Here is a 22,429-nt window from a genome sequence, read left to right as displayed (position 1 = left end):
GGTTTTCTGAGCCGATCCGTCACGGTCTGCCTATCGTGGCCGGCATGGCCGATCGGGAGCGCGTGACGGTGGCGGCCGCCGCGGACCTGCTCGGCGTGCGACGCGAGACGGTCTACGCCTACATCAGCCGCGGGCTGCTCGACCGGTCTCACACCGTCGACGCGAACGGCCACCGCGCCTCGCTGCTCGACCGTGCGCAGGTGCAGGCGCTGGCCGAGCGCGGGCGACGCACCCGCGTGGGCAGCCTCGAGCTGCACCTCGACACGGCCATCACCGAGCTCGACCCGCAGGGGCGGCTGCTCTTCCGCGGCCTCGACGCGACGTCGTTGGCGACCGGGCGCAGCCTCGAGGACGTCGCCGAGATCCTCTGGCAGACAGGCAGATCGGGCGCTTGGTCGCCGCCGGACGGCCTCGACGCGGTCGTCACCCACGTCCACGCCGTATGCCCGAGTGGAACCTCCCCGGCCGCTCGCGCCCGCGTCGCGCTGGGTCTGCTCGCAGCCCGCCCTGCACAGCCCTCGTCCGACGGCGACGCCGACGGCGACGGCAACGGCGCCGAGCTCGGGGCCGCCCGGGAGGCGATGGTGCTCAGCGCCTGCGCGCTGGGGCCGGAAGGCTCCGGGTGGCAGGGCGATCTGGGCACCACCGTGGCCCACGGGCTGAGCGTCCACGACCCGTCGCCGAGCACGGTCGACCTCGTGCGCCGCGCGCTCGTGCTGCTCGCCGACCACGAGCTGGCGACCTCGACCATCGCGGTGCGCGCGGCAGCCGGCACGGGGGCCGCGATGCCCCTCGCGCTGCTCACCGGCGCGGCCGCGCTCGGCGGCCCCCGGCACGGAACCGCCTCACGTCCGGCCCTGGACCTGTGGGCTCGGTGGCTCGACAACCGCGGCGCGGTCCTCCCCGAGATCGACCGCAGCACAGCCGGATTCGGCCACAAGGTCTATCGCGGGACCGACCCGCGCGCCGACCACCTGCTCGCCGAGCTCGGGCGGGACGACCCGGGGCTGGACCTGCAGGTCGAGGCGTTGCGGCTCGCCGCGCTGCAGCGCACCGGGATGGAGCCGAACGTCGACCTCGCCCTCGCCGTGCTCACGCAGGCCCGTGGGCTGCACCACGACGCCGGCGAGGCGATCTTCCTGGTCGGCCGGCTCGCCGGCTTCGCCGCGCACACCCTGGAGGAGCGACGGCAGCCGCTGCGCTTCCGGCCGCGGGCGGTCTACACCGGCCGACGCTGAGGCGGTGCTCGAGCAGGGGTCTCGAGGAAGGGGTCTCGATACGTCGCTCGTTCCTCGCGACTACTCGACCGGCTTGGGCGGCTTGACTGCTCGACCGGCTTCGGCGCGTTGACTACTCGCCCGCCTTGGGCGGCTTGGGATAGAGCACCCTGAACCGTTCGAGAACCACCGGCATCGAAGGGTCGAAATCCCTCTCGTGCGAACGGAACTCGCGGAAGAACCGCTCGTGCGTCTCGCGCCAGTGATCGAGCGACCGGTCCCCTCACCCTCGGCCTCGGCGTGCTCGGCGTCGACCCGGTCGAACGGCACCGTGGCGACCTCGGTCGTCACGATGAGGGCGACCGGCCGCTGGTGGCCGTCGAGGACGATCGACATCTGCCCGACCTTCGGCAGCGGCTCGTCCTCGGCCTCGTAGTCCCACAGCGCGCTGGCGGTCGCCGTCTTGCGACCGTCGAGCACGAGCGCCGCGAGCTCGCCCGCCTGCTCCTGGGTGCCGCCGAACGACCAGGCCGGCGGCGGCACGGTCTCCAGCGGCGTCCTGCCGAAGTAGGCCGGCGCCGGGTTGAGCCTGGCGTGGTTGCGCGCGGCCTCCCAGAAGACCTGGACGGCCTCTCCGACGTCGAGCTCGGTCTCGTCGCGCATACCGGCATGGTGGCACGGCACCAGACCGCCCCGCCGGTGACCGGACGTCAGGGCAACGGCTGCGGCGCGGGCGGACCGACGTACCTCGAGCTCGGCCGGATGATCTTGCGCTGCTGCGCCTGCTCCAGGACGTGGGCGGTCCAGCCGACGACCCGGCTCACCGCGAACGTCGGGGTGAACATCGATCGCGGGATGCCGCACGACTGCATGACGACGCCAGCGTAGTACTCCACGTTGGCACGCAGCACCCGCTCCGGCTTGTGCTCCGCCAGCGCGCGCACGACCTCCGCCTCGGCCGCCACGGCCAGCTCGGCGGTCGGTCCACCGAGCTCGATCACGGTCTCCCTGAGCAGCTCCGAGCGTGGGTCGGGACCGCGATAGATCGCGTGCCCGAAGCCCATCACCCGCTCCCCCGACCGCAGCTGCTCGAGCGCCCACGGGTAGGCGTTGTCGACGGTGCCGATGGCGTCCAGCGCGTCGAGCGCCCGCGAGGGCGCACCGCCGTGCAGCGGTCCGGAGAGCGCGCCGATGCCGCCGACGACGCAGGCCGCCAGGTCGGCGCCGGTCGAGGCGATCACGCGCGCGGTGAACGTCGAGGCGTTGAAGCCGTGGTCGACGGTGAGGCAGAGGTATCGGCTAATCGCGCGCACGTGCTCCTCGCGCGGCTCCTCGCCGCTGAGCAGCCACAGATAGCTCCCGACCACGCCCAGCTCCGGGCGCGGCGCGAGCGGCTGCTCGCCCTGCGCGAGCCGGTGGGCGGCGGTGACCAGCCACGGCACGATGGCGGCGACGCGCACGGCGTCCGCCGTCCGCTGCTCGGGGTCGAGGTCCCACAGCGGCCGCAGCCCGGTGAGCGCGCCGTACGCCGACAGCGCCGTGCGCAGCGACACCAGCGGGTCGTCGCCGCCGCCGAAGCGCCGCAGCACCTCGGTCAGCTCCCGGCGTACGTCCTCGGCCGGCTCCGCGGCCGCCGCCACCTCGGCAGCCCAGGCCCGGGCCTGCGCCGCGTCCGGGAGCGTGCCGCGGACCATCAGGTGCCAGACGTCCTCGAAGGTGACGTGCCGTGCCAGGTCGAGGGCGTCGTACTGCCGGTAGTGGAAGAAGCCGTCGTCGCCGCGCACGTCACCGACGGCGGTGTCGGCGACGACGACCCCGGCGAGTCCGGGCGGAGTGACGATGGGCTGGGGCGTGGTGGTGGTCATGGCGCCACGGTCGTGCCGCCGGCTGCGGGGGCCAACGTTGATCGGATCAACGTCGGGCGGCACAGGTCACACGGGACGAGGTGGACGAAGGGCTGCGCGCGGCAGCGCTGGACGGCAAGATCGAGGAGTACCCGCCACGAAGGAGCCGCGACGTGAAGAAGATCATCAACGACCCCGACGAGGTGGTCAGCGAGGCGCTGGCCGGGATGGCGCAGGCGCACCCGGACCTGATCACCGTGCGCACCAAGCCCGACTACGTCGTGCGCGCCGACGCACCCGTGGAGGGCAAGGTCGCGCTGGTGTCGGGCGGCGGCTCGGGCCACGAGCCGCTGCACGGCGGGTTCGTCGGCCGCGGGATGCTCTCGGCGGCCGCGCCCGGCGCCGTGTTCACCTCACCCACGCCCGACCAGGTGCTGGCCGCGACCCAGGCCGTCGACGGCGGCGCGGGCGTGCTGCACATCGTGAAGAACTACACCGGCGACGTGCTCAACTTCGAGACCGCCGCCGAGCTGGCCGCCGCCGAGGACATCGAGGTGCGCTCGGTGATCGTGGACGACGACGTCGCCGTGAAGGACTCCACCTTCACCGCCGGCCGCCGCGGCGTCGCCGGCACCGTCCTGGTCGAGAAGATCGCCGGCGCAGCGGCCGAGCGCGGCGACTCCCTCGACGAGGTGACCGCGGTCGCCGAGAAGGTCGTCCGCCAGGTGCGCTCGATGGGCGTCGCGCTCACGCCGTGCACCGTGCCGCACTCGGGCGAGCCCTCGTTCGAGCTCGGCGACGACGAGATCGAGCTCGGCATCGGCATCCACGGCGAGCCCGGCCGCGAGAAGGTCAAGCTGCAACCGGCCGACGCCATCGTCGAGACGCTCCTGACCGCGATCGTCGACGACCTGCCGTACGCCGAGGGCGACCAGGTGCTCCTGTTCGTCAACGGGATGGGCGGCACGCCGGTCATCGAGCTGTACCTCGCATACAACAGTGCCCGAAAGTTCTTGTCCGACAAGGGGATCGAGGTCACCCGGTCGCTCGTCGGCAACTACATCACGTCATTGGAGATGCAAGGAATGTCGATCACCCTGCTGCGGCTGGACGAGCAGCTCACCGAGCTGTGGGACGCCCCGGTCAGCACCATCGCCCTGCGACGGGACGCCTGATGGCGGGCTGCGACGCCGCCGCGACCGCCGCTGCGGTGCGGCAGATGGCCGAGACGATCGAGCAGCACCACACCGAGCTCACCCACCTCGACCGCGAGATCGGCGACGGCGACCACGGCGCCAACCTGGTGCGCGGGTTCCGCGCGGTGGTCGAGAAGCTCGACGCCGACGAGCCCGGCACGCCCGGCGCGGTGCTCAAGCTCGTGGCGACGACGCTGATCTCCACGGTCGGAGGGGCGTCGGGTCCGCTGTTCGGCACCGCGTTCCTGCGCGCGGCGACGAAGGTGGGCGACGCCGAGACCCTCGACGCGGCAACGGTTTCCGACGCGCTGTCGGCTGCGGCCGAGGGCGTCGTGGCGCGCGGCAAGGCTGCCGTCGGCGACAAGACGATGATCGACGCGTTCGAGCCCGCGGTGCAGGCCGCACAGTCTGCGGCCGAGGAAGGGTCGGTGGCCGACGTGCTCGAGGCCGCGGCCGCCGCCGCGGAGCAGGCAGCCTCGGAGACCGCCCCGCTGGAGGCGCGCAAGGGGCGTGCGTCCTACCTCGGTGAGCGCTCGGTGGGTCACGTCGACCCCGGAGCCCAGAGCACGGCGTACCTCCTGCGCAGCCTCGCGACCAGCGCCTCCGGCGCGGGATGAGCGTCGGACTCGTCGTCGTCTCGCACAGCGCGCAGGTGGCGGAAGGTGTCGTCGAGCTGGCCTCGCAGATGGCGCCGTCGGTGCGCCTCGTCGCGGCCGGTGGTGACGGCTCGGGCGGCGTGGGCACGTCGTTCGACCTGATCAGCGCGGCGCTCGACGAGGCCGACACCGGTGACGGGGTCGCGATCCTGTACGACCTCGGCTCGGCGCTGCTGACCACCGAGATGGCGCTGGAGATGGCCGATCCGGATGTTGCCGAGCGGCGGGTGATCGTCGAGGCTCCCGTGGTCGAGGGCGCGATCGCCGCTGCCGTCGCCGCCGAGGGCGGCGGTGGGCTGAGCGCCGTGGTGGCTGCTGCGCGTGAGGCCGGTGGCGACGCGGGCGCGGATGGTGGCGGAGTGGGTGCCGGTGGCGCGGGCGCGGTTGGTGCAGCGGATGCCGGAGCGGGTGCCGGCGGGGCGGACGCTGACGGTTCCGAGCGCGGTGCTGCTGCCGGCCCGGCCGCGATCACCCGCACGGTCGAGATCGTGAATCCCCTTGGCCTGCATGCGCGTCCGGCCGCCGAGCTGGCACGCCTGGTGTCCTCCTCGGCGGTCCCGGTGACCGTGTCGGTCGAGGGCAAGAGTCCGGTCGACCTGCGCTCGGTGATGTCCGTCGTACGCCTCGGCACCCGCGCCGGTGACCAGGTCACCCTGGAGGCGTCGGGGGACGGAGCGGAGGCCGTGCTCGACCAGGTCGCGGAGGCGATCCGCGCCGGGTTCGGCGAGGCGGGCTCCGACGTGCCGTCCGGTGCGGGAGGCACGGGCGGCACGAACGACAAGGCGAGCCCGGGCGACGCTGAGAGGTCACTTGTCGCCGGTGCCACCGCCGGCGCACCCACCAGAATTGACCTTTCGGCAACGACCGCCGGTACGCCCGCCTCCCCGGTCTCGCCGTCGGCCCGGCGCACCGCCTCGGCGACCTCCCGGACGACCTTCCCGCACCATCCCTGGTCGGCGAGCCGGCCGAGGAACGGCAACGGCTGAGCGACGCGGTCGACGTCGCGGCGGCCGAGCTCGACGGGGGCGACGACCTGGCCCAGGCGCACGCCGCGATCCTGCGTGATCCCTCGCTGCTCGACGCCGCGGTCGCCGACCTGTCCGACGGCGCGGCGCAGTCGTGGTGGCGGGAGGTCCGAAGGCTCGCCGACGACCTGGCGGCCAGCGACGACGAGGTCGTGGCCGCTCGTGCCATCGACGTGCGCGAGGCGGGTGCCCGGGTGCTGCGCCACCTGGGCGTCGAAGTGTCGCGCATCGACGAATCCGTCAGCGGCGCAGTGGTGCTCGCCGACGAGGTCGGACCGGCCGAGGTCACCGAGCTGGTCGAGCAGGGCGCCGTCGGGGTTGCCCTCGGCGGCGGCTCCCCCACCGCGCACGCGGTGGTCGTCGCGCGCGGGCTGGGGCTCCCCATGGTGATCCGGTTCCCCCGCGTCGACGACGTCGACGAGGGCGTGCAGGTGGTCCTCGACGGGGAGGACGGCACGGTCGCGATCGACCCGCCGGCCGATGACGTACGGCGGGCTCGGGAGCGCGCCGAAGCGCAGGATCGGCGCGCGGCCGAGCTGCGCGAGCAGGCCGCGGAACCCGTTGATTTCCAAGGACGTTCGGTTCTCGTGGCCGCCAATGTGGGGTCAGTCGCCGACGCGCGAGCGGCGGTGGCCAACGGCGCCGACGGGGTCGGGTTGCTGCGTACCGAGCTGCTCGTGCTCGACCGCGAGACCTATCCCGACGAGGACACCCAGCGCGACGACCTGACCGAGATCCTCGACGTGCTGGACGCCCGGCCCGTCGTGGTGCGGGTGCTCGACGCAGGCGGGGACAAGCCGGTGCGCACGCTCGACGTGACCCCTGAGCACAACGGGTTCCTGGGGATCCGCGGGTTGCGCTACCTGCTCGCCCACCCCGAGCTGCTGCACACGCAGCTGCGCGCGATCGCGCGCGCCTCGGTCGGGCACCGCGTCTCGGTGATGGCGCCGATGGTGACGACGGTCGAGGAGGCCCGGGCCTTCCGCGAGGCGGTCGAGGCGGCCGTGGCGTCGCTGGTGTCTGACGGTGTCGAGCACGCCGCACCCGAGGCGGTCGGCATCATGGTCGAGGTGCCGGCGGCGGCGCTGACCGTCGAGGAGTTCGCCGACGTGGTGGATTTCGTGTCGGTCGGGTCGAACGACCTCGCCGCCTATCTCAGCGCCGCGGAGCGCACCGAGCCCGACCTCGCGCCGCTGCTCGACCCCGACTCCTCCGCGATGAAGCGGGTGCTCGACGCGCTGACCGAGCAGGCGGCCAGCCGCGGCATCCCTGTCGCGGTCTGCGGCGAGATGGCCGGCGATCCGGGCCTCGCCATGTCGCTGCTCGCCCGGGGCGTCTGGGAGGTCTCGATGGCGCCGGCGCGCATCCCGGCCGTGAAGGACGCGATCCGCCGCTACGGCCGCTGACCCTCCTCGGCCGCGAGGAACGCGTCGATCTCGGCCCGGGTCGGGGCGGTCGCCGGCCCCTCACGGGTGACCTTGATGGCGCCGGCCGCGTTCCCGCGGCGCGCGGCCGTGACCCAGTCGGTGCCCTGCGCGGCCTCGGCGACCAGCACACCCGTGTGCGCGTCGCCAGCACCGTTGGTGTCTATGGGCTTTCGTGGATATCCGGGTACGTCGGTGGTGGTTCCGCGCTTGTGCACCACGCACCCGGCGGGCCCGTCTCGAACGATCACGACCGCGCCCTCGGGGAGCAGGCTCGCGACGGCACGCGCCGCCTGCGCCAGGTCGATCTCGTCACCGGCGCCGACCAGGGCGCGAGCCTCGTCGGCGTTCGAGGTCCACACGGACGTACGGGCCAGCACCCGCTCGCGCAGGGCAGGCTCGAGATCGGCGAAGATCGCGCCGGGGTCGAGGACGACGAGGACTCCGGGGTCGAGCGTGTCGAGCCACTCCAGCAGGGGGTCGCGCGTGCGGCCGACGAGCGAGTAGCCGGTCAGGCACACGAGATCGCCCGGCCTCGGTTCCGAGGCGGCGAGCCCGTCGACGGTGAGCAGTCGCTCGGCGGCGCGCGTCGTGACGAACGTCCGCTCCCCGTCGGTTCGACCAGGACCACGCACACGCCGGAGTCGAGGTCGGCGACCGGTTCGGACACGACGGAGACGCCCTCGGCCTCGAGCGCGGACCGGATCAGGTCGCCGTTGGGCCCGGTTCCGTGCGCACCCGCCAGCACGCACTCGGCGCCCGAACGCGCTGCTGCCAGAAGGATGTTCACCGAACCGGCGGCATAACGGGTGCCCTCGTCGGCCATGACGTTGCCACCGCGGCGCGGGAGGTCGTCGACGCGCAGCACCAGGTCGACGAGCGCCTGACCGGTGTGGATGACCCGGCTCATGCGTCGGCGCCCGCGTCGTACGCCGCGCGCGCCTCGGCGATCTCGGTGATGTGCTGCTCGGCCCATCCCTTGAGCAGCCGAATCTGTTGCTGCAGAGAAGAACCCAGCGGTGTGAGGGCATATGCGACGGTGACCGGCACCGTCGGGGTCACGCTGCGCACGACGAGCCCGTCGCGCTCGAGGTTGCGCAACGTCTGGGTCAGCATCTTGGGACTCACGCCCGCGATCCGCCGCGCCAGCTCGGAGTAGCGCAGCTCCCCGTCGGCCAGCGCGCACAGCACCAGCGCGACCCACTTGTCACTGATCCGTTCGAGCACCTGCCGGCTGGGGCAGACCGCGAGATAGGCGTCGTACTCCAGCTTCGCCTGGCTGCGGCGCTGCGCCGCGGTCATCGTCGGCACGGTCGGACCCCTCTCGGCCGGGCGCGCGCCCCCGCGGAACGCAACGCACTCTCAGGTAACTACTTCCCTTTGGATAGCACCGCTGTCGAGAGTAGTTCACGTCAGATCCACGCGCCACGACCAAGGAGCATCTCCATGCGTGCACTCCAGACCGATCAGCACGGCGGCCTACGTCTCGCCGAGGTGGAGCCCGAGCCGCTTCCCGACGACGCCGTGCGCATCAAAGTCACCGCGGCGGGCATCAACCCCGTCGACACCTACGTCCGCGCCGGCTACGCCCTCGAACAGGGCTGGGCGCCCGACGAGCCGCAGGGGCTCGGGTGGGACGTGGCGGGGACCGTGACCGAAGTGGGCCCCGGCGTTGCCGATCCGTCGCTGCGCCAAGGGATTCGGGTGGCCGGGCTCGTCCCCGGAGCCGTGAAGGAGCGCGGTGGCCAGTCCACGGAGATCGTCGCTCCGGCCGCTGACGTCGCCGCCCTGCCCGACGCGCTCGACGACGTCGCCGCGGCTTCGGTACCGCTCAACAGCCTCACCGCCGACCAGGCGCTGGCGTTGCTCGACGACCTCGCCGCCCCTGACCGGACGCTCCTGGTCACCGGCGCGGCCGGCGGGGTGGGTGGCTACGCCGTGCCGCTCGCCGTTCAGCGCGGCTGGAACGTGGTCGGCCTGGCTCGGGAGACCGACCGCGAGTACGTCGAGAGCGTCGGAGGCCGGCTCGTCACCAGCCTCGACGGTGTCGAAGTCGACGCGGCGCTCGACGCGGGGAACCTCCGGGCGCGGGCCCGCGATGTCGTACGTCCTGGCGGCCGGCTCGTCGAGGTCGTCACCGGCACCACCGAACCGTCCGACGCGGTCGAGGTCCGCTCCGTCAGGGTGCAGGCCGACGGAGTCCGGCTCGCCCAGCTGCTCGCAGCCACCGCCGACGGCTCGTTGCCTGCCCGGGTGCGCGAGACGTACCCCTTGGCAGAGTTCGACCGCGCCTACGACGCGTTCGGCCAGGGCGGCCGCGGCCGCGTGGTCCTGCTTCCCTGAGCCTCGACCAGGCAGCGCGCTGGTGCGAAAACTCTTGTCCAGCAACGGTTTCGCTGCAGACCGAGCGCTGTTCGCGAACGCAGATCGGGCGATGCCGTCCATCACGGTTCGAGCGTTCCGGCTCATGCGGTGTCGCGCAGGCGGGGTTGTTGGGGCATGCGGCCGGGGTGAGGTCCCATTGGATGCGGCCGTTGGTCAGGGTGCGGCAGAGCGCACGTCCCAACGGTCCTCCGCCGAAGGGTGTGCTGCGGATGGTCACGGGGCGCCGGACCTCCGCCGAAGCGTGCGCGGTGCGCCGGTCACGCTGTGCCGGACCTCCGCCGAACAGTGCGGCAGAGCGCACGTCCCGACGGTCCTCCGCCGGGCAGTGCGCTGCGGATGGTCACGGTGCGCCGGACCTCCGCTGAAGGGTGCGGCGCGGCCTGGTCACGCGTCGCACGCTGTGCCGGACCTCCGCCAGGCGTGCGCTGCAGGCCGGTCACGATGCAGCGGACCTCCGCCGCCGGGTGCTCGCGCTCGCGCGGACAACCCCGTCGGCCGGTGGTGCACCACACGCCCCAACGAAGAGGGGCCTGCGAGCTTGCTCCCCGAGCCCTCCGGACGCCGCTTCCTGCGCCGCGACGCGCCACCTGCACCACCGGCCCGCGTCACCGACCAAGGCCCATCCCGCCCGCTCTCAGCCCAGCGTGACCACCTGGTGCTCGGCGGCGCTGCGGCGGGCGGCGTCGATCACCGCGAGCACGTGCACCGCGTCCGCCGGGTCGACCGGCATCGCGGCCTGCGGGTCCGGGGCGCCCAGCGCCGCGACCACCGCGCGATAGAAGTCGGCCTGGTCGGAGGGCGCGGCCGCGACGGGCGTACGCTCCACGCCCCGCACGAGCCAGCCCGCCTGGTCGGGTTCCTGGGTGAGATCGGGGTAGACGCTCAGCTCCTGCTCGAAGGAGTCGAGCAGGTAGGCGCCGGCCGTGCCGAGCACGCGCACCCGCGGCCCGGGCGCGCCGGCGAGCGACGTGGCGCCGAGATGCGACACGACCCCGCTCGCGTGCTCCGCAACCACGAACGCGTCGTCCTCGGCCGGGGTCGACCGCGCCGCGACCTCGGCGAACACCCGTTCCACCGGCCCGAACAGGTTCACCGACGCGTCGACCAGGTGCGTGTGCAGGTCGAGCAGGATGCCCCCGCCGTCGACCGCCGTGGCGTTCTCGCGCCACCGCTGCTTGGGGACGGGCCGCCAACGCTCCCAACGGAACTCGTGCCGGAACACCTCGCCCAGCGTCCCCTCCAGCAGCAGCCTGCGCAGCGTCGTGTGCTGCGGGTCGAACCGCCGGTTCTGGAAGACGGTGAGCGGGACGCCGACCTCCCGCGCCCGCCGTACGACCGTGGCCGCCTGAGCCTCGTCGACCGCCAACGGCTTGTCGACCACGACCGGCCGTCCCGCCTCCAGGCACGCCGTCACGTGCTCGGCGTGCTGCCCGCTCGGCGTTGCCAGCACGACGAAGTCGACGTCGTCCCGCGCGAGCAGCGCCGTGAGATCGGGCTCGACCTCGGTGCCGGGCAGCTCGGCCCGCACCTCCGCCGCCCGCTCGGGGTTCGACGTGCTCACGGCCACGATGTCGACACCCGCCGCCTGCAGCAGCGGCGCGTGGATGCCTCGTCCGGCCGAGCCGTACCCAGCCAGCGCTGCACGTGTCATGCGTCCTCCTCCGTCGCCTTGTTCTCCGAAACCTTCGCAGCGTTCTCCGAAACCGTCGCAGCCCCCTCGCGAGCCAGCCGCGACGGCCACCAGACCTTCGGCCCGGTGACCAGCGTCAGCGCCGGAACGAGCAGCGAGCGCACCACGAGCGTGTCGAGCAGCACCCCGAACGCCACCAGGAACGCGACCTGCAGCAGGAACAGCAACGGGATCACGACGAGCGCCGAGAACGTCGCTGCCAGAACGATTCCCGCGCTCGTGATCACCCCGCCGGTGACCGCGAGCGCCAGCAGCGTGCCGCGTCTGGTGCCGTACCTGCCCGACTCCTCCCGCGCCCTGGTCATGAGGAAGATGGAGTAGTCGACGCCGAGCGCGACGAGGAAGACGAAGGCGTACAGCGGGATCTGTGGGTCGACGCTCGGCAGGTCGAGCAGCCCGAACACCAGCGCCGCCACCCCGAGCGTCGCGGCGAACGACAGCACGTTGGCGACCACCAGCAGCAGCGGCGCCACCACCGCCCGCAGCAGCACCGCGAGCACGATCGTGACGACGAGCAGGATCACCGGCACGATCAGCCGCAGGTCGCGGTTGCTCGCCTCGCGCAGGTCGAGCGCGCTCGCCGTCGGGCCGCCCACGAGCAGCTCGGGACTGATCTCGTCCAACGACCCGCGCAGCCGCTGCACCGACTCCTCGGCCGGTTGCGAGTCGGCCGGGTCGTCGAACGTCATCTGCACCACCGTGCGGCCACCGATCGACGGACCGGGCTGCGCGCTGGAGACGCCGTCGGTGTTGCTCGCGAGCTGCACTACCTGCGGCACCTGCGCCGTCGTGGCGACCACGGTCGCCGGCGAGCCCGCACCGTCGGGGAAGAACCGCTCCAGCTCCCGCTGCCCCGCGACAGAGTCGACGCTGGTGCGGAAGATGTCGGTCTGCCGCACGGCGCCCACGTCGAGCATCGGCGCCGCAGCGGCGCACGCGAGCAGCCCGACCGTCACGCCCACGAGCACGGCCCGCGGCCGGCGCCCGACCGTGCGCGCCACCCGGGTCCAGATCCCGCGCCCGCGCAGGTCGATGTCGTGCTGGGCCTGGTCGTCGTGCCGCGGCACCGCCGGCCAGAAGATCCGCCGGCCCGCCAGCACCAGCACCGACGGCAGGAAGGTCAGCGCCGACAGCAGCGCGCCGGCGATCCCGAGCGCACCGACCGGCCCGAGGCTGCGGGTGTTGCCGAGCTCGGAGAAGGACAGGCACAGCAGACCGAGGACGACCGTGGCGGCGCTCGCAGCGATCGGCTCGAGCGAGGCGCGCCACGCCACGCGCATCGCGTCCATGGGCCGCTCGTGGCGGTGCAGCTCCTCGCGATAGCGGCTGACCAGCAGCAGCGCGTAGTCGGTCGCCGCGCCCACCACGAGGATGAACAGGATCCCCTGGCTCTGGCCGCTCAGCTCAAGCACACCGCCGTCGGCGAGCGGGTAGATCACCAGCGCCGCGAGCGCCAGCCCGAACACCGAGCTGACCAGCACGGCGATCGGCAGCAGCGGGCTGCGGTAGACCAGCAGCAGGATCACGAACACCACGCCGAGCGCGACCAGGAGCAGCAAGCCGTCGATCCCGGCGAAGGCGCTCTCCAGGTCGGTGATGAACCCGCCGGGCCCGGTGACGTACGCCGTCAGTCCGGCGGGCTCGAGCACCCGCTCGCTCACGCCGCGCAACCGGTCGCCGGCGAGCGTGATCGGGGAGTCCTCTCCGATCATCTGCTCGGCGCGATCGGCACGAAGGCTGATGATCGCGAGCACCGCCTCGGGCCGCTGCGGGTCGTTCGGCACCACCACCGGTTGCGGCTGGGCGAGGTAGTCGGCGAACGGGTGCCCCGGCGCCAGCTCGCCCGCGGCGACCTCGGAGGCGAACCGCTGCACGGCCGTACGATCGCTCGGCCTCAGCCCGCCGTCGCGGCTGACCACGACGAAGTACGGAATCGTCGCCGGGCTCAGGTCCGCCGCCTCGGCCGCGGCGCGGGTCGACTCCGCCTCCCCCGGCAGGAACGACGCGTTCTCGTTCTCCTGCACGCTGGACAGCTGCCCCACCGTGGGGCCACCGATACCTCCGATCACCAGACAGGCGACCACGAGGGCCAGCAACCACCACCGGCCGCGACCGGCCCCTCGATCCGACCGGGCGAGGTGGCGGGGTGATGGCATGCGGACACCCTAGGTCGCGCCGGGCGTACCGTGGTGCGCATGCAGATCGAGCACCTCGGCTTCGCCCCCGACTACGTCGACTACCAGCACGCCTGGGACGTCCAGCGCGAGGTGCACGCCCGGGTCGTGGCCGGTGAGCAGCCCGACACGACGCTGCTGCTGGAGCACGCCGCGGTCTACACCGCGGGCAAGCGCACGGAGCCGCACGAGCGCCCGTTCGACGGCACCCCGGTCATCGATGTCGACCGCGGCGGCAAGATCACCTGGCACGGTCCCGGCCAGCTCGTGGGCTACCCGATCGTCCGGCTGCCCGACCCCGTCGACGTCGTGGGGCATGTACGCCGGCTCGAGCAGCTGATGATCGACGTCTGCGCGGATCTCGGGCTGGGTGACGCCACCCGTGTCGAGGGGCGCAGCGGCGTCTGGCTCGCCGCCGACGGCGCTCGCCCGGAGCGCAAGCTCGGGCAGATCGGCATCCGGGTCAGCCAGGACGTGACCATGCACGGCTTCGCCCTCAACTGCGACTGCGACCTGTCGTGGGCGCAGACCATCGTGCCGTGCGGCATCCCCGACGCCGGCGTCACGACGCTCTCCCAGGAGCTGGGCCGCGACGTCACCGTCGCCGAGGTGCTCCCGTTCGTCGAGAAGCGCCTTCCCGACGTGATCGCCTGACCAGCCATACCCCCGCGACGAGCAGCAGCACCGCTCCCCGGCGGCGGCCGTCCCCGGCCGACCGTCCCCGCCGGTCAGCTCGGCCCAGAGGTGCGGAGGCGCCAGCGGCGGGTCGGGGTCCGAGCCGCTCGACGCCGAGCTCGGTTGTCCCGCAAGGCTTCTCAGCCGCTCCAGCTCGCCGCGCTCCGGCGGACGACTGCCGTCGCACAGGCTCGTCGTCACCAACCCCTGCGCGTCCCGCCGCCCGTAGATCACCACGGTCACGCCCGGCCGCAGGTCCGCACCGCACGACGCCTGCTGGGTGCCCGACCGGACGAACGTGCGCTCCCGGACCGCACCCTTGTAGACCTCGTCCACCTGCACCGTGAACCTCGACCGCGGGCCGCCCGCCGGCTCGTCCCCGTCGCGGCGGCGCTCGCCGACCGTGCCGGTGAACACGACGTCCGCCCGCTCCAAGAACTGGGCGACGCCACTGACCGCGCAGCTGCAGGCGTACGCCTTCTGCGCCGGCGCGACCAGCAGGCCGACCAGCAACAGCGCGCACACGACCAGCGCCCGCCAGGCCCTCATGGAGCGAAGACGCCGCAACCCCCGCCCCGGTTGTCACCGCCCGCAGCAGACCTCACGCCAGCGGAAGCTGCTGCCCCACCCGCGTCACCTGGTCGTGCAGGGCGAGCAGCTGCTGCTCGGCCGGGCTCGGCGGCGGGCCGGCGCGCCAGACCAGCCGGCAGGTGGCGTACGCCGCGCTCTTGTCCACATATCCGGTGATCCACTCCTGGAACCGGCGGTCGTCCGCGGGCGAGCGGTGCGGCCAGGGCACGGTGAGCGCCCAGTGCCGCACCCGCCACGGCTTCGGCGTGAGCCGCGCGCGATAGGTCTCGTGCGTCGCGCACAGCAGCACGTATATCGGGTCGCTGCGCAGGTCGTTCAGCGCCTGCTCGGCGGCCGCGCTGCCCGCGGGAAGGTCGGCGCCGGTCACGAGCACCCGCAGACCGGCGTTCGTCCGATACACGTGCACGCCCCAGTCGGGGTGCGCGGCGGCCCACTGCTGGATGCGCAGCATCGCCGCCTGCTCGGCCTGCTCGTCCGCCGACGGCGCCACCTGCTCCACGTCGCGCCGCCCGAACAGCCGGCCCAGCAGCCCGCCCGGCTCGGTGACCTGGAACAGCGGGCCCCGCCGGCGGGCCACCGCCAGGTCGACGTCGGCGATCAGCATCCGGTCGGTGTTGAGCACGTCGGTGCCGTAGCGGTTGCGGGTCACCTGCGCGATCAGGGTCCCGTCGGGCGTGGTGACGTCGGCGAGGATCGGCTCGCGCAGCGGGGTGCGGGGGTAGTAGTCCCACCCGAGCTCCTGCCCGGTGCGCACCTTGGTGATCACCTGCTGCAGGCGCTCGCGCGCCTGCGCGGCGGCGTCCTCGACCGACACGTCCGACCAGCCCCACTTGCGCAGGAACCAGTGGTGGCCCTCGGGAGTCTCGACGCCGGACTCGGCCGCGGACCAGAACCTCGGTGTCGCCTTCACGGTGGCCAGCCTGGCAGAGCCGGCCGTGCAACCGACGTCACATCAGCGGCTCGCCCACCCGGACGTACGATGGTGGTCGGCGTGTCCCGCCCCCGCCCCGGGGCAGCAATCCGACCGCCGAGCACCGACCGGCAAGGGAGCCGAACGTGACCGTCGCACCCGAGGGACGACGCATGCTGCGCGTCGAGGCGAAGAACGCCGAGACCCCCATCGAGCGCAAGCCGAGCTGGATCCGCACCACCGCCAAGATGGGCCCGGAGTACACCGCGATGACCGCGCGGGTGAAGGGCCAGGGCCTGCACACGGTGTGCCAGGAGGCAGGCTGTCCCAACATCTTCGAGTGCTGGGAGGACCGCGAGGCGACCTTCCTCATCGGCGGTGACGTGTGCACCCGCCGCTGCGACTTCTGCGACATCGCGACCGGCCGCCCCACCGAGCTCGACATGGACGAGCCGCGTCGCGTCGCCGAGTCGATCCGCGAGATGGGCCTGCGCTACGCCACGGTCACCGGCGTCGCCCGCGACGACCAGCCCGACGGCGCCGCGAAGCTCTACGCCGAGACGATCCGCCAGATCCACGAGCTCAACCCGCACACCGGGGTCGAGATCCTGCCGCCCGACTTCGGCGCCAAGCCCGAGCTGGTCGGCATGGTCTTCGACGCGCGCCCGGAGGTGTTCGCGCACAACCTCGAGACGGTGCCGCGCATCTTCCGCCGCATCCGCCCGGCGTTCACCTACGAGAAGTCGCTGCGGGTGCTGACCATGGCGCACGAGCGGGAGCTGGTCACCAAGTCCAACCTCATCCTCGGGATGGGCGAGGAGGACCACGAGGTCGAGCAGGCGCTGGTCGACCTGCACGAGGCCGGCTGCGACATCCTCACCATCACCCAGTACCTCCGCCCCTCCAAGCTGCACCACCCGATCGACCGGTGGGTCAAGCCCGAGGAGTTCGTGCACTGGTCGGAGCGCGCCCAGGAGATCGGGTTCAAGGGCGTCATGGCCGGGCCGCTGGTGCGCTCGTCCTACCGGGCCGGCCGGCTTTACGTGCAGACGATGGCGGCGTACGGCCGTCCGCTGCCCGCGCACCTGTCGCACCTGGCCGAGGCGGCCGGCGACCCCGCGCGCCAGGAGGCGTCGTCGTTGCTGGCGGCCCCCGCGCGGCACGTATCCTGACCCTCATGTCCGAGACCCCCGAGAAGACGTCGCGCTTCCGCCGCAAGCGCAAGCAGAAGGACCCCAGCAGCCCGGGCCGCGGCGCCCAGATCAAGCAGGTCTACCGCCAGGCGAAGGCCCAGGACCCCAACATCGGGCTCTGGATGCTGCTGGCGTTCCTGGTGGTCTTCGGCGTCTTCGTCCTGATCGGGTTCCTCGTCGGGCACCCGGTCTACCTCGGGATCATCGGCGTCATGCTCGGCCTGGTCGCGGCCATGTTCATGCTGGGCAAGCGGGCCGAGCGCGCCGCCTACAAGCAGATCTCCGGTACGCCCGGCGCCACCGGCGCGGTCCTGTCGTCGCTGCGCCGGGGCTGGTTCTACGAGCAGGAGCCGGTCGCGGCCGAGGCGGGCGGACGTACGCGCAACATCCGTGACATCGGCAACGCCGCGATGGTCTTCCGGGCCGTCGGGCGGCCCGGCGTGGTGCTGATCGCCGAGGGCCCCAAGGGCGCCGCGATCAAGCTGCTGAACTCCGAGAGCAAGAAGGTCACCCGCGTCGCCGGCCCGGAGGTGCCGGTGCACACGCTGCGGGTCGGGCAGGGCGACGACACCGTCCCCGTCGACGCGTTGACCAAGCGGATGAACAAGCTCGAGAAGAAGCTGACCAAGCCCGAGGTCGACGCGGTGACCAAGCGGCTGCGCGCCCTCGGCGGCGCCAAGCCCCCGATCCCGCAGGGCATGGACCCGCGCAACGCCAAGGCCAGCAAGGTCGACCGCAAGGCCATGCGCGGCCGCTGACCCCAAGCCGGTCGAGTAGGCCGCGAGGCACGAGCGGCCGTATCGAGACCACCGCTGATGGTGAGAGATTTAACACTCGCGAAACACACGGTCACTCCTGAGAAACCGCCTCTCGCTAGGGTCGTGGAACGACGTGATGCGCGCCGGACAGCACGGGCTGCGCACACCCGACCAGGAGGTTTCATGTTCACCAGCCCCGACGAGGTCCTGAAGTTCATCAAGGACGAGGGTGTCGAGTTCGTCGACGTCCGCTTCTGCGACCTTCCCGGCGTGATGCAGCACTTCAACGTGCCGGCGGCGACGTTCGACGCCGACGCGTTCGAGGACGGCCAGATGTTCGACGGCTCCTCGATCCGTGGTTTCCAGGCGATCCACGAGTCGGACATGAAGCTCGTGCCGGACGCGAAGTCGGCGTACGTCGACCCGTTCCGCAAGCACAAGACGCTGGTCATGAACTTCTCCATCGTCGACCCGTTCACCGGTGAGGCCTACTCGCGCGACCCGCGCAACATCGCCGCCAAGGCGGAGGCGTACCTGAAGTCCACGGGCATCGCCGACACCGCGTTCTTCGGTGCCGAGGCCGAGTTCTACGTCTTCGACGACGTACGGTTCGAGACCAAGTCCAACGCCGGGTACTACTTCATCGACTCCATCGAGGCCGCGTGGAACAGCGGTCGCGAGGAGGAGGGCGGCAACCTCGGCTACAAGACGCGCTACAAGGGTGGCTACTTCCCGGTGCCGCCGGTCGACCACTTCGCCGACATCCGCGACGACATGGTCTCGCGCCTCGCCGAGGTCGGGCTCGAGGTCGAGCGCGCGCACCACGAGGTCGGCACCGCCGGCCAGCAGGAGATCAACTACAAGTTCTCCACGCTGCTGGGCGCCGGCGACGACGTCATGAAGTTCAAGTACGTCATCAAGAACACCTCCTTCGCGCACGGCAAGTCGGCGACGTTCATGCCGAAGCCGCTGTTCGGCGACAACGGGTCGGGCATGCACACCCACCAGTCGCTCTGGAAGGACGGCGAGCCGCTGTTCTACGACGAGAAGGGTTACGGCGGCCTGTCCGACGTGGCGCGCTGGTACATCGGTGGTCTGCTGCGGCACGCCCGTCGCTGCTGGCGTTCACCAACCCGACGCTGAACTCCTACCACCGCCTGGTGCCGGGCTACGAGGCGCCGGTCAACCTGGTCTACTCCGCCCGCAACCGTTCGGCCTGCGTGCGCATCCCGATCACCGGCAACTCCCCCAAGGCCAAGCGCGTCGAGTTCCGCGTGCCGGACCCGTCGAGCAACCCCTACCTGTGCTTCTCGGCGCAGCTGATGGCCGGCCTGGACGGCATCAAGAACCGCATCGAGCCGCCGGAGCCGGTGGACAAGGACCTCTACGAGCTGCCCCCGGAGGAGCACGCCGACATCGCGCAGGTGCCGGGCTCGCTGTCCGAGGTGCTCGACAAGCTCGAGGAGGACCACGCCTACCTCACCGAGGGCGACGTCTTCACCGAGGACCTGATCGAGACCTGGATCGACTACAAGCGCACCAACGAGATCGACCCGGTCCGCTTCCGCCCGACCCCGCACGAGTTCGAGCTCTACTACGACATCTGACGAAGCGCGCAGCGGAGGTTGGCGGCGAGCGCAGCGAGTCGCCGGCCGAAGCGGAGTGCGAGGAAGATGTCGAGAAAGCACGACATCTGACGAAGCGCGCAGCGGAGGTTGGCGGCGAGCGCAGCGAGTCGCCGGCCGAAGCGGAGTGCGAGGAAGATGTCGAGAAAGCACGACATCTGAGGAGTGAGGCGCCGGCCTCCAGCGCCAAGCTGGTCGAGTAGTCGCGAGGCGCTAGCCGAGCGGCGTATCGAGACCACGTCCCCGACGTACGCCGTCGGCACCCACGCGGTGCCGGCGGCGTTCGTCGTTCCAGCCTGGCCTGGCGTACATCTGGACAGGAAGAACGGCGTGGATGCCCCGGATTCGCGGGCACCAGCCCCGTTCTTCCCGTCCAGATGCTCACTCCTCCAGAGCGTCACCCAGGTCGCGACGGCGAACCCGGCGACGCTTTCCCACGACCCGCAGGACCGGCCAAGGCTCGCGAACGGCGCGGCCGTTACGCCGGTTCTTGTGAGGCTTGCACAGCTGACAGCCCTTGTGCTGCCGATGAGATGAGTGCGCCATTGAGCGCTCCGTTCCGTGACCACACCCGCCACGGCGGGCGGGGTAGCTCCCCGCGCACAGCCTCATCCATGCAAACAACGTAACTGGCGGCGCGCGCCGTAGATGGCCGACGCCCGGCGTGCATCTGGACAGGAAGAACGTCCTGGATGACACGGATTCGCGGGCACTGGGCCCGTTCTTCCCGTCCAGATGCCCAACTCAACCATCACCCGGCCCCTGGCCGCGATCCGCGACCGCTACCCGCCGTCACCCCTTGAGCGAGTCCCGGACGTCGCCGACCGAGCCCGCTCCCAGGTCAATCACGTTGTCGCAGAGAGGCTTTCGCGGCTGCCACGGGTGGGAACCACTCGACTGACTTCGGGGCGACGTAGTCGAGGACGTTCTCGAGGCTCCCGATCCAAGGGTCCGGATCCTTGCTACCCGGGGCGGCCGGGTCGACCTGCCACATCACCGCATCGAAGCCGAGTGCTTCTGCCCGCCTCGCACCCGGATCTTGGCGAACCACGCGGTTGCGCAGGCGTTCTCGGATGCTCGGGGTACGGAAGTAGGCGTTGATCAGGACGTCGTGCCCGACCCACTCTCCCGCAGTGACCCGCCCCGCGAAGGCCGTCTGACCTGCAGCGAGCCGTTCGACAGACGGACCCCATCCGTCAGGCCCGGGTCCCCGCTGCTCTACCTCCGCCATCTGCTCCAGCCAACGCCGGGCCTGCCTGCTCACCTGCGCATCATGCCGGAGCCCGGCCTCACCCACGTCGCACGTCAGCGGCTCCCGGGCTGATCACTGCCCGGATAACCGGTCGTGTGTCGGCGGCCGCGGCTACCGTTCGAGCAGTCAACAGGGGGCAGATGAGCGAACCACGATTCGCCAACGAGGCCGAGCGCACCGTGTGGTCGCGGCTCGTCCACGACAAGCCGGACGACTGGATCGTCCTGCCGAACATCCGACTCACCGACGAGGGCAAGGACCACGAGGTCGACCTCCTGGTGCTCGCGCCCGGCCTCGGGGCCGTCGCACTGGAGGTGAAGGGTGGCAGCGTCTGGGTCGAGGGCGAGGAGTGGCGACAGGGCAGCCCGCACAGGTCGCACAAGATCCGCCCCGTCGAGCAGGCCCTGGGCGGGACGTACGCCCTCCGCGAGTATGTCGAGACCGATCCGCGCTGGGGCGGTCGCCGGCGGATCCTGTGGAGCTGGGCGGTCGCGCTGCCGCACAGCAGCATCTCTCCCGACTTCGCCCTGCCGTCGTGCCCCCGCTGGGCGATCCACGGGCGCGACGACATGGCCCGGCTCGCCGAGCGCCTCGCCGCGTCGCTCCGCTCGCAGCGTGAGCAACGGGCGCCCACGCTCGACGACTGCCAGCTGGTCGCGGAGATCCTGCAGGGACGCAACCTCCCGGTCCGCGACGTCATCGCCACCGCGCTGGAGCACGAGGACCGCGCGGACCGGCTGACCGCCGAGCAGGCGACCCTGCTGAAGGTGACTCGGCTCCTCACGCGCGTCGAGGTGCGCGGCGGCGCCGGGAGCGGCAAGACGATCCTCGCCCAGACGCAGGCCCGGGAGCTGTCGTCCGGCAGCCACGACCGGCCTCAGCAGCGCGTCGCCCTGCTGTGCTACTCCCTCGGGCTCGCGATGGGCATGGAGCGGGTGGCGCAGACCTGGGCGCGACGCAAACAGCCCGCGTTCGTCGGCTCGTTCGAGGACTTCGCCCGCTTCCTCGGCATCACCCGGTTCCCGGACCGCCAAGACAGCACCTTCTGGGAGGTCGAGCTCCCCCGCCAGATGGCCGATCTCGCGGCCGACCTGCCGGCGGAGAAGAAGTTCGACGCCGTCGTCGTCGACGAGGCGCAGGACTTCGCCGACGACTGGTGGCAGCCTCTCCTCGCGCGCTGCGCGACCCCGAGACGGGCGGGCTGTACGCGTTCTCCGACGAGAACCAACGCGTGTTCGGACGGTTCGGTCGGCCCAGCGTCGCCATGGTGCCGCTGATGCTCGACCGGAACCTGCGCAACACCAAGCAGATCGCGGCGACGTTCCGCACCCTGGCTCCGACCGGCATGCTGCTGAGCGACTACGACGGTCCCGAGGTCACGCTGGTGGAGTGCGCGACCGACGACGCGCTGGACGTCGCGGACGACCAGGTCGACACGCTGATCGACGAGGGGTGGCGCGAGCGCGACATCGTGCTGCTCACGACCGGCCAGCGCCATCCCGAGCACGTCACGCAGTTCGAGCGCGACCAGGTCCGCTACTGGTCGTCCTTCTGGGACGACGACACCGTCTTCTACGGTCACGTGCTCGGCTTCAAGGGGCTCGAGCGCCGCTGCGTCGTGCTGGCAGTCAACGACTCCCCCGATCGTGATCGGGCCAGAGAGCGGCTGTACGTCGGGCTCTCCCGGGCCACGGAACGTCTCGTGGTCGTGGGTGACCCCGACGTCATCCGTCAGACCGGCGGCGATTCCGTGCTGCGGCAGCTGCAGGGCTGACGGCACCCGCCCGGCGCGAGCGAGCGGGTGCCGCCGCGCC

At 72.1% G+C, this 22,429-nt stretch carries 18 protein-coding genes and 3 pseudogenes; 13 read left to right on the top strand and 8 right to left on the bottom strand.

What is annotated here, in order from left to right; translation table 11 throughout:
* Positions 1-44: 44 nt before the first annotated feature.
* Positions 45-1,238 carry a citrate/2-methylcitrate synthase gene (locus QUE40_RS06405; protein WP_289232638.1) on the top strand — a complete coding sequence of 398 codons (1,194 nt, stop codon included), beginning with the start codon at positions 45-47 and terminating at the stop codon, positions 1,236-1,238.
* A 60-nt stretch (positions 1,239-1,298) separates the two neighbouring features.
* On the opposite strand, the gene QUE40_RS06400 is transcribed toward QUE40_RS06405, so the two are convergent.
* Complete coding sequence (locus QUE40_RS06400) at positions 1,299-1,880, bottom strand: ASCH domain-containing protein (protein WP_350227089.1); 582 nt, start codon at positions 1,878-1,880, stop codon at positions 1,299-1,301.
* Between the two features lie 47 nt (positions 1,881-1,927).
* Positions 1,928-3,082, bottom strand: a complete 1,155-nt coding sequence (locus tag QUE40_RS06395; RefSeq protein ID WP_289232637.1) for a citrate synthase — start codon at positions 3,080-3,082, stop codon at positions 1,928-1,930.
* A gap of 152 nt (positions 3,083-3,234) precedes the next feature.
* Here QUE40_RS06395 and dhaK point away from each other — a divergent pair, with 152 nt between their 5' ends.
* From dhaK to QUE40_RS06375, 5 genes and pseudogenes are all read left to right on the top strand, one after another.
* Positions 3,235-4,236 carry a dihydroxyacetone kinase subunit DhaK gene (gene dhaK, locus QUE40_RS06390; protein ID WP_289233031.1) on the top strand — a complete coding sequence of 334 codons (1,002 nt, stop codon included), beginning with the start codon at positions 3,235-3,237 and terminating at the stop codon, positions 4,234-4,236.
* Positions 4,236-4,874: a dihydroxyacetone kinase subunit DhaL gene (dhaL, locus tag QUE40_RS06385; RefSeq protein WP_289232636.1), complete on the top strand. Its 639-nt coding sequence runs from the start codon at positions 4,236-4,238 to the stop codon at positions 4,872-4,874. Before dhaK ends, dhaL begins: the two co-directional genes overlap by 1 nt.
* Positions 4,871-5,899 (top strand): dihydroxyacetone kinase phosphoryl donor subunit DhaM, encoded by a 1,029-nt coding sequence (gene dhaM / locus QUE40_RS06380; RefSeq protein ID WP_289232635.1) that lies wholly within the window; start codon positions 4,871-4,873, stop codon positions 5,897-5,899. The genes dhaL and dhaM overlap by 4 nt, the downstream gene beginning before the upstream one ends.
* A pseudogene (locus QUE40_RS18985) lies at positions 5,857-6,042 on the top strand (phosphoenolpyruvate-utilizing N-terminal domain-containing protein); the annotation flags it as partial. The gene dhaM and the pseudogene QUE40_RS18985, both read left to right, overlap by 43 nt.
* 48 nt (positions 6,043-6,090) lie before the next feature.
* Complete coding sequence (locus tag QUE40_RS06375) at positions 6,091-7,344, top strand: putative PEP-binding protein (protein WP_289232634.1); 1,254 nt, start codon at positions 6,091-6,093, stop codon at positions 7,342-7,344.
* On the opposite strand, the pseudogene QUE40_RS06370 reads toward QUE40_RS06375, so the two are convergent.
* A pseudogene (locus QUE40_RS06370) lies at positions 7,332-8,272 on the bottom strand (PfkB family carbohydrate kinase). The gene QUE40_RS06375 and the pseudogene QUE40_RS06370 sit on opposite strands and share 13 nt — an antisense overlap.
* A complete protein-coding gene (locus QUE40_RS06365; RefSeq protein ID WP_289232633.1) occupies positions 8,269-8,664 on the bottom strand; it encodes a winged helix-turn-helix transcriptional regulator in 396 nt (131 codons plus the stop codon). Before QUE40_RS06365 ends, QUE40_RS06370 begins: the two are co-directional and overlap by 4 nt.
* 78 nt (positions 8,665-8,742) lie before the next feature.
* Here QUE40_RS06365 and QUE40_RS06360 point away from each other — a divergent pair, with 78 nt between their 5' ends.
* Positions 8,743-9,705 carry an alcohol dehydrogenase catalytic domain-containing protein gene (locus QUE40_RS06360; RefSeq protein ID WP_289232632.1) on the top strand — a complete coding sequence of 321 codons (963 nt, stop codon included), beginning with the start codon at positions 8,743-8,745 and terminating at the stop codon, positions 9,703-9,705.
* Between the two features lie 676 nt (positions 9,706-10,381).
* On the opposite strand, the gene QUE40_RS06355 is transcribed toward QUE40_RS06360, so the two are convergent.
* Both QUE40_RS06355 and QUE40_RS06350 read right to left on the bottom strand, forming a co-directional pair.
* Positions 10,382-11,398, bottom strand: coding sequence for a Gfo/Idh/MocA family protein (locus QUE40_RS06355; protein ID WP_289232631.1), 1,017 nt, complete (start codon positions 11,396-11,398; stop codon positions 10,382-10,384).
* Positions 11,395-13,593, bottom strand: a complete 2,199-nt coding sequence (locus tag QUE40_RS06350; protein WP_289232630.1) for an MMPL family transporter — start codon at positions 13,591-13,593, stop codon at positions 11,395-11,397. Before QUE40_RS06350 ends, QUE40_RS06355 begins: the two co-directional genes overlap by 4 nt.
* A 39-nt stretch (positions 13,594-13,632) precedes the next feature.
* Here QUE40_RS06350 and lipB point away from each other — a divergent pair, with 39 nt between their 5' ends.
* On the top strand, positions 13,633-14,265 hold the full coding sequence (lipB, locus tag QUE40_RS06345; RefSeq protein WP_142004937.1) for a lipoyl(octanoyl) transferase LipB: 633 nt from the start codon (positions 13,633-13,635) through the stop codon (positions 14,263-14,265).
* A 622-nt stretch (positions 14,266-14,887) separates the two neighbouring features.
* On the opposite strand, the gene QUE40_RS06340 is transcribed toward lipB, so the two are convergent.
* Positions 14,888-15,787 (bottom strand): hypothetical protein, encoded by a 900-nt coding sequence (locus tag QUE40_RS06340; RefSeq protein WP_289232629.1) that lies wholly within the window; start codon positions 15,785-15,787, stop codon positions 14,888-14,890.
* A 146-nt stretch (positions 15,788-15,933) separates the two neighbouring features.
* Here QUE40_RS06340 and lipA point away from each other — a divergent pair, with 146 nt between their 5' ends.
* The 3 genes and pseudogenes from lipA to glnA all read left to right on the top strand — a co-directional run bounded on the left by lipA (position 15,934) and on the right by glnA (position 19,345).
* Positions 15,934-16,959, top strand: a complete 1,026-nt coding sequence (lipA, locus tag QUE40_RS06335) for a lipoyl synthase (RefSeq protein ID WP_289232628.1) — start codon at positions 15,934-15,936, stop codon at positions 16,957-16,959.
* A 5-nt stretch (positions 16,960-16,964) separates the two neighbouring features.
* Positions 16,965-17,738, top strand: coding sequence for a DUF4191 domain-containing protein (locus QUE40_RS06330; protein ID WP_142004934.1), 774 nt, complete (start codon positions 16,965-16,967; stop codon positions 17,736-17,738).
* 183 nt (positions 17,739-17,921) lie between these two features.
* Positions 17,922-19,345: pseudogene (gene glnA / locus QUE40_RS06325) on the top strand (type I glutamate--ammonia ligase).
* Here the strand turns inward: glnA and QUE40_RS06320 are convergent.
* Complete coding sequence (locus QUE40_RS06320) at positions 19,333-19,941, bottom strand: hypothetical protein (RefSeq protein ID WP_289232627.1); 609 nt, start codon at positions 19,939-19,941, stop codon at positions 19,333-19,335. The pseudogene glnA and the gene QUE40_RS06320 sit on opposite strands and share 13 nt — an antisense overlap.
* Before the next feature lie 814 nt (positions 19,942-20,755).
* On the opposite strand from QUE40_RS06320, the gene QUE40_RS06315 reads away from it, so the two are divergent.
* Together QUE40_RS06315 and QUE40_RS06310 are read left to right on the top strand one after the other, a co-directional pair.
* Positions 20,756-21,892: a nuclease-related domain-containing DEAD/DEAH box helicase gene (locus QUE40_RS06315; protein WP_289232626.1), complete on the top strand. Its 1,137-nt coding sequence runs from the start codon at positions 20,756-20,758 to the stop codon at positions 21,890-21,892.
* Positions 21,892-22,389 (top strand): ATP-binding domain-containing protein, encoded by a 498-nt coding sequence (locus QUE40_RS06310; protein WP_289232625.1) that lies wholly within the window; start codon positions 21,892-21,894, stop codon positions 22,387-22,389. Before QUE40_RS06315 ends, QUE40_RS06310 begins: the two co-directional genes overlap by 1 nt.
* Positions 22,390-22,429 lie beyond the last annotated feature (40 nt).

The organism is Barrientosiimonas endolithica (assembly GCF_030296655.1).
In the GTDB taxonomy this organism is placed as follows: Bacteria; Actinomycetota; Actinomycetes; order Actinomycetales; family Dermatophilaceae; genus Barrientosiimonas; species Barrientosiimonas humi.
The sequence above is the reverse complement of the archived record's forward strand: the minus strand, read 5'-3'. Positions and strand labels throughout refer to the sequence as shown.